This window comes from Paraburkholderia sp. ZP32-5 (genome assembly GCF_021390495.1).
In the GTDB taxonomy this organism is placed as follows: domain Bacteria; phylum Pseudomonadota; class Gammaproteobacteria; order Burkholderiales; family Burkholderiaceae; genus Paraburkholderia.
Map to the genome: position 1 here is coordinate 1329230 of NZ_JAJEJP010000001.1, position 14462 is coordinate 1343691.

Annotated in this window: 15 protein-coding genes; 7 read left to right on the plus strand and 8 right to left on the minus strand. The window is 65.3% G+C overall.

Translation table 11 applies throughout. From position 1 onward, the window contains the following. Positions 1–9: 9 nt before the first annotated feature. The 8 genes from L0U82_RS05625 to upp all read right to left on the minus strand — a co-directional run bounded on the left by L0U82_RS05625 (position 10) and on the right by upp (position 7489). The gene (locus L0U82_RS05625) at positions 10–639 is read right to left on the minus strand and encodes a Maf family protein (protein WP_233829059.1); all 630 of its coding nucleotides are present in this window, start codon (positions 637–639) and stop codon (positions 10–12) included. Between the two features lie 388 nt (positions 640–1027). After that, entirely contained in the window at positions 1028–1498 is a 471-nt protein-coding gene (gene rlmH, locus L0U82_RS05630) for a 23S rRNA (pseudouridine(1915)-N(3))-methyltransferase RlmH (protein WP_233829060.1), read from the minus strand. Positions 1499–1525: 27 nt separating this feature from the next. Continuing rightward, entirely contained in the window at positions 1526–1978 is a 453-nt protein-coding gene (gene rsfS, locus L0U82_RS05635; RefSeq protein WP_233829061.1) for a ribosome silencing factor, read from the minus strand. A gap of 4 nt (positions 1979–1982) precedes the next feature. Next, positions 1983–2723 (minus strand): nicotinate-nucleotide adenylyltransferase, encoded by a 741-nt coding sequence (locus L0U82_RS05640; RefSeq protein WP_233833143.1) that lies wholly within the window; start codon positions 2721–2723, stop codon positions 1983–1985. A 20-nt stretch (positions 2724–2743) separates the two neighbouring features. After that, positions 2744–3667 carry an oxygen-dependent coproporphyrinogen oxidase gene (gene hemF, locus L0U82_RS05645; RefSeq protein WP_233829062.1) on the minus strand — a complete coding sequence of 308 codons (924 nt, stop codon included), beginning with the start codon at positions 3665–3667 and terminating at the stop codon, positions 2744–2746. Positions 3668–4012: 345 nt separating this feature from the next. Continuing rightward, a complete protein-coding gene (purD, locus tag L0U82_RS05650; protein ID WP_233829063.1) occupies positions 4013–5299 on the minus strand; it encodes a phosphoribosylamine--glycine ligase in 1287 nt (428 codons plus the stop codon). A gap of 183 nt (positions 5300–5482) precedes the next feature. Further along, a complete protein-coding gene (locus L0U82_RS05655) occupies positions 5483–6211 on the minus strand; it encodes a YebC/PmpR family DNA-binding transcriptional regulator (RefSeq protein ID WP_233829065.1) in 729 nt (242 codons plus the stop codon). A 627-nt stretch (positions 6212–6838) separates the two neighbouring features. Continuing rightward, positions 6839–7489, minus strand: coding sequence for a uracil phosphoribosyltransferase (gene upp, locus L0U82_RS05660; protein ID WP_233833145.1), 651 nt, complete (start codon positions 7487–7489; stop codon positions 6839–6841). 259 nt (positions 7490–7748) lie between these two features. Between upp and L0U82_RS05665 the strand changes: the two genes are divergently transcribed. From L0U82_RS05665 to kdpB, 7 genes are all read left to right on the plus strand, one after another. Beyond that, positions 7749–8528, plus strand: a complete 780-nt coding sequence (locus L0U82_RS05665) for an SDR family oxidoreductase (protein WP_233829066.1) — start codon at positions 7749–7751, stop codon at positions 8526–8528. A gap of 91 nt (positions 8529–8619) precedes the next feature. Beyond that, positions 8620–9009, plus strand: coding sequence for a methylglyoxal synthase (locus L0U82_RS05670; RefSeq protein ID WP_233829068.1), 390 nt, complete (start codon positions 8620–8622; stop codon positions 9007–9009). Between the two features lie 58 nt (positions 9010–9067). Then, a complete protein-coding gene (locus tag L0U82_RS05675) occupies positions 9068–10042 on the plus strand; it encodes a quinone oxidoreductase family protein (RefSeq protein ID WP_233829070.1) in 975 nt (324 codons plus the stop codon). 188 nt (positions 10043–10230) lie between these two features. Further along, positions 10231–10344, plus strand: coding sequence for a potassium ABC transporter ATPase (locus L0U82_RS05680; protein ID WP_169499322.1), 114 nt, complete (start codon positions 10231–10233; stop codon positions 10342–10344). Continuing rightward, on the plus strand, positions 10341–10433 hold the full coding sequence (gene kdpF / locus L0U82_RS05685; protein ID WP_233829071.1) for a K(+)-transporting ATPase subunit F: 93 nt from the start codon (positions 10341–10343) through the stop codon (positions 10431–10433). Before L0U82_RS05680 ends, kdpF begins: the two co-directional genes overlap by 4 nt. Further along, positions 10430–12235, plus strand: coding sequence for a potassium-transporting ATPase subunit KdpA (gene kdpA, locus L0U82_RS05690; protein WP_233829072.1), 1806 nt, complete (start codon positions 10430–10432; stop codon positions 12233–12235). The genes kdpF and kdpA overlap by 4 nt, the downstream gene beginning before the upstream one ends. A 110-nt stretch (positions 12236–12345) precedes the next feature. After that, positions 12346–14430: a potassium-transporting ATPase subunit KdpB gene (gene kdpB / locus L0U82_RS05695; protein WP_233829073.1), complete on the plus strand. Its 2085-nt coding sequence runs from the start codon at positions 12346–12348 to the stop codon at positions 14428–14430. Positions 14431–14462 lie beyond the last annotated feature (32 nt).

Consider the following 14462-nt stretch of genomic DNA (forward strand, 5'->3'; position numbering starts at 1 on the left):
GGTGTTGTTCTAGAAGTCGATGCGCGCTGCGCGCAGGAGAGCAGCGGTTTCAAAAAGCGGCAAACCCATGATACCCGAATAGGACCCGTCGATATGCTCGATAAACTCCGCCGCGCGGCCCTGCACGCCATAGGCGCCGGCTTTGCCGAGCGGTTCGCCGCTGGCCGCGTAGCGACGCAGCGCGTCTGCGTGCACTGCAGCAAAACGCACCTTCGATACCGACAGCGCCGCGGGCAGCAATGCACCATCGGCATCGATCACGGCGATCGCGGTCAGCACTTCGTGCGTGCGGCCCACGAGGCGGGTCAGCATCGCGACGGCGTCGTCGGCATCGATGGGCTTGCCGAGAATCGCGTCGTCGATCGTGACGGTGGTGTCCGCAACGAGGATCGGCCGCGCCGCATGGCCGCCGTCGACGAGCCGTGCGCGCGCCGCGTGCGCTTTGGCGATGCACACGCGCTGCACGTAGGCGTGCGCGGATTCGCCAGGCAGTTCGGCTTCTAGCGCTTCGGCATCTTCATCGGGGCGCGGCAGCAGCAGCTCGAAACGTACGCCGAGTTGTTGCAACAGCTCCTGACGGCGCGGACTTTGCGACGCGAGGTAGACGAACGGATGCGGCGAAGCTAAGGACGTGGGCATGAACGGAGTCTCGATGGAGCGGATGCGGATGGTACGGTGAGTGCGATGAACGGGGTCAGCGTAATGATGAACGCGGGCGATCGTAAGCGAATGAGCGGTGCGGCGTGAACTTCGTGAACCGACCGAAGCAACGCGGCAAAGCAACGCGTCGTTGCGCTGCGCGTGCGCGCAGATCGTTGCATGAAACGGTGCGCGGCGCAAATACGCACATGCACCGATCCACGCGCGCTAACGGCGCGGTGCAGTGCGATACGTTCGGGTGTGTCGATCAGAGGGTGCGCGGCGAACAGCGGCAATGAGACGGTACGGGCAGCCCGCAACGTACATCGGTGATGTGCATTACCACCGCCATGCGCGGCGCTTGCGCGTGCTTCATGCGCTTACGCGCTTACGCGCGGTGATACGGATGATTTTGCGTGATGGTCCACGCGCGATACAGCTGCTCGGCGAGCAGCACGCGCACCATCGCGTGCGGCAACGTGAGGCTCGACAGACGCAGCAGCGTATCGGCACGCGCCTTCAGCTCGGGATCGAGGCCGTCCGCGCCGCCGATCAGAAACGCCACGTCGCGGCCGTCCTGCTGCCAGCCCGGCAGCGCGCCCGCGAGCTGCATCGTGGTCCAGTCCTTGCCGCGTTCGTCGAGCGCGACGATGCGCGCGTTCTTCGGCAGCGCGGCTTCGATCCTTTGCCGCTCGGCAGCCATCACGCTTTCAGCGGACCGTCCCGACGAACGCTGCTCGGGTTTGAGTTCGCGCAACTCGATGCGCAGCTCGGGCGGCATGCGTTTCGCGTATTCGTCGAAGCCGGCCGCGATCCAGTCCGGCATCTTGTGGCCGACGGCGAGGATATGCAGTTTCATCGCGAGAAAAGATACGGCGCGACGCGCTTACTTGCGGCGAGCGGCCGTTTTGCGCGCGGGCTTCGCGGCCGGTGCTTCTTCCTCGTCTTCCTCATCGTCGCCATCGTTCGCGCGTGCGCCGCCGAACGGGCTCGGCGTCGACAGCTTGATGCGCACCGGCTTGTCACCCCAGATTTCCTCGAGGTTGTAGTACTGGCGCAGCGCCGGCTGCAGGATGTGGACGATCGCGTCGCCGCAATCGACCAGCACCCATTCGCCGATGTCTTCGCCTTCGGTGCTGACGATCTCGCCGCCGGCTTCCTTCACGCCCTCGCGCACGCTCGACGCGAGCGCCTTGGTTTGCCGGTTCGAGGTGCCGCTCGCGACGATCACGCGATCGAACAGCGAGGTCAGATGGGTGGTGTTGAACACCTTGATGTCTTGCGCCTTGACGTCTTCGAGAGCGTCGACGATCACGCGCTGCAGTTTGCGAATATCCATGGAGTTACCGGTGGTACAGATGATGTTGAAGAATATAGTCCCACACCGCGGTGGGGACATGGCTTGCGGCCTGATCCTGCGTTGTGCCGCCCGCGAGCCGCTGGCTCACCTGTTCGCGCAGATGCGCGCGAATGTCGGTGGCCGACACGTTGAATGCAAGCGTCGTATCGATCAGCAGATGACCGCAGGGCGTGGCCTGCAGCACATCGGCGTCGGCACGGCGCGCGGCGATTTCCTGCGCGACCACGGACGGAATCGACGCGAGTTCGAAGCCAGGCCGCGTGGCTACGCCGATATGCGCGAGTTCGAACAGGCGCCGCCAGTCGCGCCACGTGTCGAGATGCACCAGTTGATCCGCGCCGATCAGCAGTGTGATCGACGCATCGCTGCCTTCGCGTTCGCGCCAGCGCTGCAGCGTCTCGACCGTGTAGGTGGGGCCGTCGTGCTCGATTTCGTCGGTCGCGACCCGGACGGTGGCGCCCGGCAGCGTGAGCGAGCCGGCGGCTGCGCGGGTCATCGCGAGCCGGTGTTCGGCCGGCGACACTTCCGCCTTCTGCCACGGCTGGCCGGCCGGCAGCAGCACCAGTTCCGTCAGCCGCAACACGTCGGCGAAACGCCGCGCGAGCGCGAGGTGGCCGTCGTGGATCGGGTCGAATGTGCCGCCTAGCAGACCGATCCGGCGGGGCAGGGCGACAGGATGAGCGTTCGGCTTCAGGTGAGGGTCCTTTGTCGTGACCGTGGGCAACGCGGTGTGGCGCTTGCGCGTCACACCCAGTCGCGCGGCACGAGAAAATCGCTGTACAAACGCGCTTCCGGCGTGCCCGGCTCGGGCTGCCAGTTGTAGCGCCAGTTCACCACCGGCGGCATCGACATCAGGATCGATTCGGTGCGTCCGCCGCTTTGCAGCCCAAATAGTGTGCCACGGTCGAAGACCAGATTGAACTCGACGTAGCGGCCGCGCCGGTATGCCTGGAATTCGCGCTCGGCTTCGCCGTACGGCGTGTCGCGGCGGCGCTCGATGATCGGCAGATAGGCCTTCAGAAAACCGTCGCCGACGCTTTTGAGCATCGCGAACGATTGCTCGAAGCCCGGCTCCGAGAAATCGTCGAAGAAGATTCCGCCGATGCCGCGTGCTTCGTTGCGGTGCTTCAGGAAAAAATACTCGTCGCACCAGCGCTTGAAGCGCGGGTACAGGTCCGCGCCGTGCGGATCGAGCGCGTCGCGGCACACGCGATGGAAATGCCGCGCGTCTTCCTCGTAGCCGTAGTAGGGCGTCAGGTCCATGCCGCCGCCGAACCAGAACACCGGCGCTTCGCCGGGCTTCGTTGCGATCAGCAGGCGCACGTTCATGTGCACGGTCGGGCAGTACGGATTGCGCGGATGCAGCACCAGCGACACGCCCATCGCCTCGAAGCCGCGGCCCGCCAGTTGCGGCCGCGCGGCGCTGGCCGAGCCGGGCAGCGCGTCGCCCGCGACGTCCGAGAAGCCGATGCCCGCGCGCTCGAAGAACTGGCCGCCTTCGAGTATCCGCGTGACGCCGCCGCCGCGCAGTTTGTCGCCGGGCGCGCGCTGCCACGCGTCGGTCGCGAGCGGTGTGCCGTCGAACGCGCCGAGCGTGTCCGCGATATGCGATTGCAGGCCTTGCAGCCAGCTGCGCACGGCCTGTGTGTCGTAGCTCGAATTGCTCATGAATGCGGATGCTGAGGGCGGCACGCTGGTCGTGCCGCGGGGTTCTTCGGAGGAGCGCGCCGGTTATGCTCGCGCTCGGCGCCTGGCTGGCGCTTAGCTGGCACTCAACTGGCGCTTAGCCGGCCTTGCGGATTTCGAGCCCGCGCATGCTGCTCAGTGCTGGGGCAAGGCGCGGACGTCAGGACTTCAGGCTGCCGAAACTACCGGCCGAACTGGTGGCAAGACTACCCTGCATGCCTGCTTTGCCGGGCGGCCGCGCCGAGTGCCAAAACAGTGTAGCGCCGGCGGTTCGGCCCCGCGCGGTTTGCCCCGCGACGCATGGACGCGGGCGGGGCCGACAGGCGCCTAGTGCTTGCCGTCGTGCTTGCGGTTCAGCGCGCGATAACCGATATCGCGGCGATACTGCATGCCGTCGAAGGCGATCTGGTTGATCGCATCGTAGGCGGCCGTCTGCGCGGAGCGCACCGAATCCGCGAGACCGACGACGCACAGCACGCGTCCGCCCGAGGTGGTCAGCTTGCCGTCGGTCAGCGTGGTGCCGGCGTGGAACGTGACGGCATCGGCGGTTTCGGCGGGAATGCCGTTGATGCGGTCGCCTTTCCTCGGCGTGTCCGGATAGTTGTGCGCGGCGAGCACGACACCCAGCGCGGTACGGCGATCCCATTCGAGCTCGACGGTATCGAGCGTGCCGGCGATCGCCTGCTCGACCACCTTCGAATAATCGCCCTTCAGACGCGCCATGATCGGCTGCGTTTCCGGGTCGCCCATCCGGCAGTTGAATTCGAGCGTCTTCGGGTTGCCTTGCGCGTCGATCATCAGACCCGCGTACAGGAAGCCGGTGTAGCGGATGCCTTCCTTTTCCATGCCGCGCACGGTCGGCAGAATGATTTCGCGCATCACGCGCGCATGCAGTTGCGGCGTGACGATCGGCGCGGGCGAGTAGGCGCCCATGCCGCCGGTGTTCGGGCCCTGGTCGGCGTCGAGCAGACGCTTGTGGTCCTGGCTCGAGGCGAGCGGCAGCACGTGCTTGCCGTCGACCATCACGATGAAGCTCGCTTCTTCGCCGGCGAGGAATTCCTCGATCACGACGCGCGCGCCGGCATCGCCGAGCTTGTTGTCCGACAGCATCATGTCGACCGCGGCGTGCGCTTCTTCCAGCGTTTGCGCGACCACGACGCCCTTGCCGGCCGCGAGGCCGTCGGCCTTGATCACGATCGGCGCGCCCTTGGCGTCCAGATACGCATGCGCGGCGGCGACGTCGGCGAAGGTCTCGTATTCGGCGGTCGGAATGCCGTGGCGCTTCATGAACGCCTTGGCGAAATCTTTCGAGCTTTCGAGCTGGGCGGCCTCTTTGGTCGGCCCGAAGATCTTCAGACCGCGCGAGCGGAACAGGTTGACGATGCCGGCCGCGAGCGGCGCTTCCGGCCCGACCAGCGTAAAGGCGATCTGTTCCTTTTCGACGAAATCCGCGAGCGCGGCCGGCTCGGTGATGTCGAGGTTGCGCAGACGCTCGTCCTGAGCGGTGCCGCCGTTGCCGGGCGCGACGTAGACGAGCTGGACCCGCGGCGATTGCGCGAGCTTCCATGCGAGCGCATGTTCGCGACCGCCGGAACCGACGACGAGTAACTTCATGTGAATCCCCGAGACTTGAAAACCATAAACGGCCGAGCGATCGTGCTCAGCCGTGCAATAAACCATCGACAGCAACGACAAACGACACCCGAAGTCCGGCACTCGCGCGGCGCGGCCTGCTGCAGGCCGCATGCAGGATGCGCGCCACGCGCACCCTGCGCTTCACGCGTTGCCGGCACACGCTCACTCGCCGGCGATCGACGCGTTTGTATAGACTTCCTGCACGTCGTCCAGATTTTCCAGCGCGTCGAGCAGCTTCTGCATCTTGACCGCGTCATCGCCGGTGAATTCGACTTCGGTCTGCGGCTTCATCGTGACTTCGGCCAGTTCGGCCTTGAAGCCGGCTGCTTCCAGCGCAGCCTTGACCTTCGAAAAATCGTTCGGCGGGCACAGCACTTCGATACTGCCGTCCTCGTTCGTGACGACGTCGTCGGCGCCGGCTTCGAGCGCGGCTTCCATCAGCGTGTCTTCAGCCGTGCCGGGCGCGAACAGGAACTGGCCGACGTGATCGAACATGAACGACACCGAGCCGTCGGTGCCCATGTTGCCGCCGTTCTTCGAGAATGCGTGACGCACTTCCGCGACCGTGCGGGTGCGGTTGTCGGTCATCGTGTCGACGATCACCGCCGCGCCGCCGATGCCGTAGCCTTCGTAGCGGATTTCCTCGTAGTTCGCGCCTTCCGCGCCGCCGACACCGCGCTGGATCGCACGGTTGATGTTGTCTTTCGGCATGTTGGCGTCGTACGCCTTGTCGACCGCGAGCCGCAGACGCGGGTTCGAGTCGATGTCGCCGCCGCCCATGCGCGCCGCGACCTGGATTTCCTTGATGAGCCGCGTCCAGACCTTGCCACGCTTGGCATCGGCCGCTGCTTTCTTATGCTTGATGTTGGCCCATTTCGAATGACCCGCCATACTTTTCTCCGTCGCGCGCGCCAGCGGGGCGCACGCATAGTGCAATTGTCGTTGCGAAGTCGGGCGCTTGCCGCGCCTCGATGTCAAACCTGCTGTGAACCCTTGCGGCATCGGCCTGCCGGTGCCCGAGTCACGCACCGGGCGGCGCTGTTACTGCCGCTTGCCGCGGCTCACCGCCGCCGTCTACTCACGGCCAGCCAGGTCGTGCCGGGCGCCTTCAGCCGCTTGCCCGCATCCGCGCTCGTAGCCGCCTGCATTGGCCCACGTTCGCGATGATCCGTTTCGCGCCGGTCGAATCCCGCCGGGTCCGGTAAGCGAGGCAGAAAGCCGGCGGCGCGATTGGGCGGGACGGTGGACGTGAGGCCAACGCGGCGCTAGCGCGGTGCGCCAGTCGATGCGAAAAGCCGGCATTGCCGCGCTCGCGCAGGCGAGATTGCAGGCCAGGCCATGGGTCGAGCGGATTCGAATTTTATCATGCCGCGAGGGTGCGGCAGAGGGGGCCAGGACGCGAAACCGGGCGGAAATGCGATGAAAATCAAGCGAAATCAAGTGACGGCGCAAACGGCGGCGGTGCGGATACGCTGCGCGAACGGGACGGCGCAGCGCAAACCGTCCGCGCCGGTTACGTCAATTCTTGGTGCCGAACAGCCGGTCGCCTGCGTCGCCGAGACCCGGCTCGATGTAAGCGTGCTCGTTCAGCTTCGAATCGAGCGACGCGACATACAGCTTGACGTCGGGGTGCGCGTCCTGGAACACCTGCACGCCTTCGGGCGCCGCCACCAGCGCGAGAAACATGATGTTTTCGCCGGCCACGTTGCGGCGCTTGAGCACGTCGACCGCGTGCACGGCCGAGTAGCCGGTCGCGACCATCGGATCGCACAGGATGAACACGCGGTCCTCCAGATCCGGCAGCCGCACCAGATATTCGACCGGCCGATGATCCTCCGCGCGGTACACGCCGATGTGGCCGACGCGCGCCGACGGCACCAGTTCGAGCAGCCCGTCCGACATGCCGACGCCCGCGCGCAGCACCGGCACGATCGCGAGCTTCTTGCCGGCGATCACCGGCGCGTCGATTTCCATCAGCGGCGTGTTGATGCGGCGGGTGGTCATCGGCAGATTGCGGGTGATCTCGTAGCCCATCAGCAGTGTGATCTCGCGCAGCAGATCGCGGAACGTGCGTGTCGACGTGTCCCGGTCGCGCATATGCGACAGCTTGTGCTGGATCAGCGGGTGATTGAGGATGAAAAGATTGGGAAAACGGCTGTCCTGGATCATGGCGGGCTCGCGCGCGGCGGCAAGGTGGATCGGTTCGGCGCGCCGCATCGGCCGCGCCGTCCCCGCAAGGCGGACGAACGGACAGGCGGGCGCGCCATCGCGCAAGTTTACCGAAAGAGTGGCACCGGACGATATCGGAGATTGCTGCGTGGAGATTGCAGCGGCCCGGCACAGTCCGGCACCGATTCTTCTAGAATCGGGGGAGGCATCGCAACGCCCGCGCGCGTCCGCGCCGGGACTCCGACACGAGGACACACAGATGGATATGGGAATCGCAGGACGCACCGCGCTGGTTTGCGCGGCGAGCAAAGGTCTGGGTCGCGGCTGCGCGGAAGCGCTCGCCGCCGAGGGCGTCAATCTGACGATCGTCGCGCGCACCGCTGAAACGCTCGAGGCGACCGCCGCGGAAATCCGCAAGCAGAGCGGCGTCGAAGTGAAGACGGTCGCCTGCGACATCACCACGCCCGAAGGCCGCGCGGCCGCGCTTGCCGCCTGTCCGCAGCCGGATATCCTCGTCAACAATGCCGGCGGCCCGCCGCCGGGCGACTTCCGCAACTTCACGCACGACGACTGGATCCGCGCGCTGGAAAGCAACATGCTGACGCCGATCGAGCTGATCCGTCAGACCATCGATTCGATGAGCGCGCGCGGCTACGGACGCATCGTCAATATCACCAGTTCGGCGGTAAAAGCGCCGATCGACGTGCTGGGTCTCTCCAACGGCGCGCGCTCGGGCCTGACCGGCTTCGTCGCGGGCCTCGCGCGCAAGGTCGCGCCGACCGGCGTGACGATCAATAACCTGCTGCCGGGGCTGTTCGATACCGACCGCATCGCGGTCACGTTCGAGGCGCAGGCCAGGACGCACAACATTTCCGTCGACGAAGCGCGCAAGCAGCGGATGAAGACGATTCCGGCCGGCCGCTTCGGCAATCGCGACGAATTCGGCCGCGCGTGCGCGTTCCTGTGCAGCGTGCATGCGGGCTACATCACCGGGCAAAACTGGCTGATCGACGGCGGCGCTTATCCGGGTACGTACTGAGCGGGTACGTACCGAGCGGGCACGTACCGCGCAGCGCCAGGCAGTCCCACCACAACAACGACAATCACAACGGCTTGAGGAGTCTTACGTCATGAGTACCCGCATTGCGCTGATCGCGCACGATCACAAGAAGGACGACATCGTCAAACTGGCCGGCGAATACATCGATACGCTCGCGCGCTGCGAGATCGTCGCGACCGGCACGACCGGCGGACGCATCGGCGACACGCATGGGCTGAAAGTCGAACGCATGCTGTCCGGTCCGCACGGCGGCGATTTGCAGATCGGCGCGCAACTCGCGGAAGGGCGGGTGGACGTGGTGATTTTCCTGCGCGACCCGATGACCCCGCAGCCGCACGAACCGGACATCAACGCGCTGGTGCGGGCCTGCGACGTGCACAACATTCCGTGCGCGACGAACATCTCGACCGCGCGCATGGTGCTCGACGTGTTGACGCTGCGACTGAGCGGCCAGGCCTGAAGGTACGAGGGGCTTCAAGGCTGGCCGCACCCCGATTCAGACAGATCAAGGAGACGAGATGACCAAGGCAATCCGATTCGATAAAACCGGTGGCCCGGAAGTAATGAAATGGGTCGACGTGGAAGTAGGCGAGCCCGGCGCGGGTGAGATCCGTATTCGCCAGACGGCGGTCGGCCTCAACTATATCGACGTGTATTTCCGCACCGGCCTCTATCCGCTGCCGTTGCCGGGCGGGCTCGGCATGGAGGCGGCCGGCGAGGTGGTCGCGGTGGGCTCGGGTGTCACGGAGCTGAAGGCTGGCGATCGCGTCGCCTATGTCGCGCGGCCGCCCGGCGCGTATGCACAGGAGCGCGTGCTGCCGGCCGCGCACGTCGTGAAGCTGCCTGCTGGCGTCAGCGACGAGCAGGCGGCATCGGTGATGCTGCAGGGTCTGACCGCGCAATATCTGCTGCGCCGCACGTATCGGGTGAAGGCCGGCGACACGATCCTGATCCAGGCTGCCGCGGGCGGCGTCGGCCTGCTGGTGTGCCAGTGGGCGAAGGCGCTCGGCGCGACGGTGATCGGCACGGTCGGCTCGGACGAAAAAGCCGACATCGCGAAAGCGCGCGGCTGCGATCACGCGATCGTCTACACACGCGAAAACTTCACGAAACGCGTACGCGAAATCACCAATGGTGCCGGCGTGCCGGTCGTCTACGATTCGATCGGCAAGGACACGTTCGAGAAGTCGCTCGACTGTCTCGCGCCGCTCGGTCTGTTCGTGAGCTTCGGTAACTCGTCGGGGCCGTTGCCGCCGATCGATTCGTCCGAATTCGCGGGACGCGGTTCGTTGTTCTTTACGCGCCCGACGCTGTTTACCTACATGGCTAAACGCAGCGATTACGAAGCGATGTCGGCCGAGCTGTTCGACGTGCTGAGTTCGGGCAAGGTCAAGACGAGCATCAACCAGCGTTACGCGCTGCCCGACGTCGGCCAGGCGCATGCGGATCTCGAAGGGCGCCGCACGACGGGCTCGACGATTCTGCTGCCGTAACGGCAGCGAGGCGCCGACCAGCGCCGCAGTACACACACAGCAACCTCCCCGAGGGCCGCGCCATCGCAAGACGGCGCGGCCCTGTCCGTTTACGCGATTTTTACGCGCGTCCCACCATCTTTGACCAGGCCTTTAGGCCAATCGGCATACCGTTGCACCTATCCAAAATCCGTCAATGGAGAACGAAAATGGATGTGCTGTATGTCGGGGGCCTGGTGCTGTTCGCCGTGCTGACCTTTGGTTTGATTGGCGGCTGCGAGAAGCTGATGCAGTTCCGCCGTGGACAGGGAGCGCGGTCATGAACTGGATGATGTGGCTCGCCGGCGCGTCCACCGCGCTGCTGTTTATTTATCTCGTATATGCGCTGCTGCGCGCGGAGGACATTGAATGAACGCGAACAATGTCTTGCAAGCGAGCCTTTTTATCGTCGTACTGCTGGCCGCCGCGGTGCCGGTGTCCCGTTATATCGGCGCGGTGATGGACGGCAGCTCGCGCGTCGTGCGCGTATTCGCGCCGCTCGAGCGTTTGCTGTATCGCCTCGCGGGCGTCGATTCGTCGGCGGAAATGGGCTGGAAGCACTACGCGATCGCGACGGTCGCGTTCAACGTGCTCGGCGTGCTGTTCCTGTACGTGCTGCTGCGCGTGCAGGGGTGGCTACCGGGCAATCCGCAGCAGTTCGGCCCGATGACGGTCGATGGCGCGTTCAATACGGCGGTCAGTTTCGTTTCCAACACGAACTGGCAGGACTACACGCCTGAGCAAACCGTCAGCTATCTGACGCAGATGCTCGGCCTGACCGTGCAGAACTTCCTGTCGGCGGCAACCGGCATCGTCGTCGTGATGGCGCTGATCCGCGGCTTCGCGCGGCATACCGCGCAGACCATCGGCAACTTCTGGGTCGACATCACGCGCCTGACGATGTACGTGCTGATTCCGATGTCGATGATCGTTGCGGCTGTGCTGATGAGCCAGGGCGTGATCCAGAACTTCAAGGCGTATCAGGACGTACCGACGCTGCAGACCACCACCTATTCCGCGCCGAAGCTCGACGCGCAGGGTAATCCGGTCAAGGACGCGAAGGGCAATCCGGTCACCGTCGACACGCCGGTGAAGACGCAGACCATCGCAATGGGTCCGGTCGCGTCGCAGGAAGCGATCAAGATGCTCGGCACCAACGGTGGCGGCTTCTTCAACGGCAACTCCGCGCATCCGTTCGAAAACCCGACGCCGTTCTCGAACTTCGTCGAGATCTTCTCGATGCTGCTCATCCCGGCGGCGCTCGCGCTCGTGTTCGGACGCGTGATCGGCGATCGCCGGCAGGGCGTGGCCGTGCTCGCGGCGATGACGATCGCGTTCGGCGTGTGCGTGTTCGGCGAAATCAGTGCCGAGCAGAGCGGCAATCCGGCATTCGCCGCGCTCAATATCGACCAGTCGGCGAACGCGCTGCAGTCGGGCGGCAATACGGAAGGCAAGGAAACGCGCTTCGGTATCGCGCAGTCGGGCATCTTCACGGTCGCGACGACAGCGGCTTCGTGCGGCGCGGTTGCCAACACGCACGACTCGCTGACGCCGATCGGCGGCCTCTATCCGATGCTGTTGATGCAGCTGGGCGAGGTGGTGTTCGGCGGTGTCGGTTCCGGTATGTACGGGATGCTCGTGTTCGCGCTGCTCGCGGTGTTCGTCGCGGGTCTGATGATCGGCCGCACGCCCGAGTACGTCGGCAAGAAGATCGAGGCCTACGAGATGAAGATGGTGTCGATCGTCGTGCTGCTGACGCCGCTGCTGGTGCTGGTCGGCACGTCGATCGGGGTGCTCACGGACGCGGGCAAGGCCGGCATCCTGAACCCCGGCGCGCACGGCTTCTCCGAAATCCTCTACGCGTTCAGCTCGGCCGCGAACAACAACGGTAGCGCGTTCGCGGGTCTGACGGTGAGCACACCGTTCTACAACTGGCTCACTGGCATTGCGATGTGGTTCGGCCGCTTCGGCTCGCTCGTGCCGGTGCTCGCGATCGCTGGCTCGCTTGCCGCGAAGAAGCGCATCGGCGTCACCGGCGGCACGCTGCCGACGCATGGTCCGCTGTTCGTCGTGCTGTTGCTCGGCACGGTGCTGCTGGTCGGTGCGCTGACGTATGTGCCGGCGCTTGCGCTCGGTCCCGGCGTCGAACATCTGATCATGATGGGTGCGCATTGACGCGGCCCGTTCGAATGAGCAGCTGAACAGGTGAAAAAGCGCGCGCCGGCGGATGGCGGGCAAGCCCGGGAAAAAACCGCGGCGCGCGCACAGGGATATTCGAGGATTCAATGACTGAACATAACGCTACGAGGTCCATGTTCGACCCGGCGCTGGTGCGCCCGGCCATCGTGGACTCCTTCAAAAAGCTCACGCCGCGCACGCAATTCCGCAATCCGGTGATGTTCTGCGTGTACGTGGGCAGCATTCTGACCACGATTCTGTGGATCGCCGCGCTCGGCGGCCAGGCCGAGGCGCCCGCGGGCTTCATTCTCGCGGTCACGCTGTGGCTGTGGTTCACCGTGCTGTTCGCGAACTTCGCGGAAGCGCTCGCCGAGGGCCGTTCGAAGGCTCAGGCCGCGTCGCTGCGCAGCGCGAAGAAAGACGTGATGGCCAAGAAGCTCAACGAGCCGCATCCGAAGTCGCCGATCCGCATCATGACGGCTTCCGATCTGCGCAAGGGCGACGTCGTGCTGGTCGAGACCGGCGACGTGATTCCGGCCGACGGCGAAGTGATCGACGGTGTCGCATCGGTCGACGAATCGGCGATTACCGGTGAATCCGCGCCGGTGATCCGCGAGTCGGGCGGCGACTTTTCGTCGGTGACGGGCGGCACGCGCGTGCTGTCGGACTGGATCGTCGTGCGCGTCACGGCGAACCCGGGCGAGGCGTTCCTCGACCGCATGATCGCGATGGTCGAAGGCGCGAAGCGTCAGAAGACGCCGAACGAAATCGCGCTGACGATTCTGCTGGTCGCGTTGACGATCGTGATGCTGCTCGCTACCGCGACGCTGCTGCCGTTCTCGATCTTCTCGGTCGAAGCCGCGAAAGCCGGCCATGTGGTGACGATCACCGCGCTCGTCGCGCTGCTCGTATGTCTGATTCCGACTACGATCGGCGGCCTGCTGTCGGCGATCGGCGTGGCCGGCATGAGCCGCATGATGCAGGCGAACGTGATTGCGACGTCGGGCCGCGCGGTCGAAGCGGCCGGCGACGTCGACGTGCTGCTGCTCGACAAGACCGGCACGATCACGCTCGGTAACCGCCAGGCTTCGCAGTTCGTGCCGGCGCCGGGTCTGACCGAAGAAGTGCTGGCCGATGCCGCGCAACTGTCGTCGCTTGCCGACGAAACGCCGGAAGGCCGCAGCATCGTCGTGCTCGCGAAGCAGCGCTTCAACATTCGCCAGCGCGATATGTCGTCGCTGCATGCGGTGTTTCTCGCGTTCACCGCGCAAACGCGGATGAGCGGCGTCGATTTGCCCGGCCGTGAAATTCGCAAGGGCGCGGCCGATGCGGTCAAGAATTACGTCGAAGCCAATGGCGGGCGCTTCCCGAACGAAGTCAACAACGCGGTCGCGGAAGTTGCACGGCGCGGCAGCACGCCGCTGGTGGTCGCCGAGAAGGGCGAACATGGTGCGCGCGTGCTCGGCGTGATCGAGCTGAAGGACGTCGTGAAGGGCGGCATCAAGGAGCGCTTCGCGGAACTGCGCAAGATGGGCATCAAGACCGTGATGGTGACGGGCGACAACCGCCTGACCGCCGCGGCGATCGCGGCCGAAGCGGGCGTCGACGACTTCCTCGCCGAAGCAACGCCGGAAGCCAAGCTCGCGACGATTCGCTCGCATCAGGCCGAAGGGCGGCTTGTCGCGATGACCGGCGACGGTACCAACGACGCGCCCGCGCTCGCGCAGGCCGACGTCGCGGTCGCGATGAACACCGGCACGCAGGCGGCCAAAGAAGCCGGCAACATGGTCGACCTCGATTCGAACCCGACCAAGCTGATCGAGATCGTCGAGATCGGCAAGCAGATGCTGATGACGCGCGGCTCGCTGACCACATTCTCGATCGCCAACGACGTCGCCAAGTACTTCGCGATTATTCCTGCCGCGTTCGCGTCGACGTATCCGGCCTTGAACGCGCTGAACGTGATGCATCTGGCGACGCCGGCTTCCGCGATCATGTCGGCGGTGATTTTCAACGCGCTGATCATCGTGCTGCTGATTCCGCTGGCGTTGAAGGGCGTGCGTTATCGGGCCCTGGGTGCGGCGATCCTGTTGCGCCGCAACCTGCTGATTTACGGTCTGGGCGGGATCATCGTGCCGTTCATCGGGATCAAGCTGATCGATATGGTACTCGCCGCGTTCGGCTGGGTTTGACGCTCAGACCCAGTCCGCATGCAGGCAACGCA

Excerpts from the sequence above, each read along its gene's own strand:
- L0U82_RS05670 (WP_233829068.1), top strand. The coding sequence starts at position 8,620 with ATGAGTACCCGCATTGCGCTGATCGCGCACGATCACAAGAAGGACGAC.
- kdpF (WP_233829071.1), top strand. The coding sequence starts at position 10,341 with ATGAACTGGATGATGTGGCTCGCCGGCGCGTCCACCGCGCTGCTGTTT.
- kdpB (WP_233829073.1), top strand. The coding sequence starts at position 12,346 with ATGACTGAACATAACGCTACGAGGTCCATGTTCGACCCGGCGCTGGTG.
- L0U82_RS05655 (WP_233829065.1), bottom strand. The coding sequence starts at position 6,211 with ATGGCGGGTCATTCGAAATGGGCCAACATCAAGCATAAGAAAGCAGCG.
- rlmH (WP_233829060.1), bottom strand. The coding sequence starts at position 1,498 with ATGAAACTGCATATCCTCGCCGTCGGCCACAAGATGCCGGACTGGATC.
- rsfS (WP_233829061.1), bottom strand. The coding sequence starts at position 1,978 with ATGGATATTCGCAAACTGCAGCGCGTGATCGTCGACGCTCTCGAAGAC.
- L0U82_RS05680 (WP_169499322.1), top strand. The coding sequence starts at position 10,231 with ATGGATGTGCTGTATGTCGGGGGCCTGGTGCTGTTCGCCGTGCTGACC.
- upp (WP_233833145.1), bottom strand. The coding sequence starts at position 7,489 with ATGATCCAGGACAGCCGTTTTCCCAATCTTTTCATCCTCAATCACCCG.
- hemF (WP_233829062.1), bottom strand. The coding sequence starts at position 3,667 with ATGAGCAATTCGAGCTACGACACACAGGCCGTGCGCAGCTGGCTGCAA.
- L0U82_RS05665 (WP_233829066.1), top strand. The coding sequence starts at position 7,749 with ATGGATATGGGAATCGCAGGACGCACCGCGCTGGTTTGCGCGGCGAGC.
- L0U82_RS05675 (WP_233829070.1), top strand. The coding sequence starts at position 9,068 with ATGACCAAGGCAATCCGATTCGATAAAACCGGTGGCCCGGAAGTAATG.
- kdpA (WP_233829072.1), top strand. The coding sequence starts at position 10,430 with ATGAACGCGAACAATGTCTTGCAAGCGAGCCTTTTTATCGTCGTACTG.
- L0U82_RS05625 (WP_233829059.1), bottom strand. The coding sequence starts at position 639 with ATGCCCACGTCCTTAGCTTCGCCGCATCCGTTCGTCTACCTCGCGTCG.
- purD (WP_233829063.1), bottom strand. The coding sequence starts at position 5,299 with ATGAAGTTACTCGTCGTCGGTTCCGGCGGTCGCGAACATGCGCTCGCA.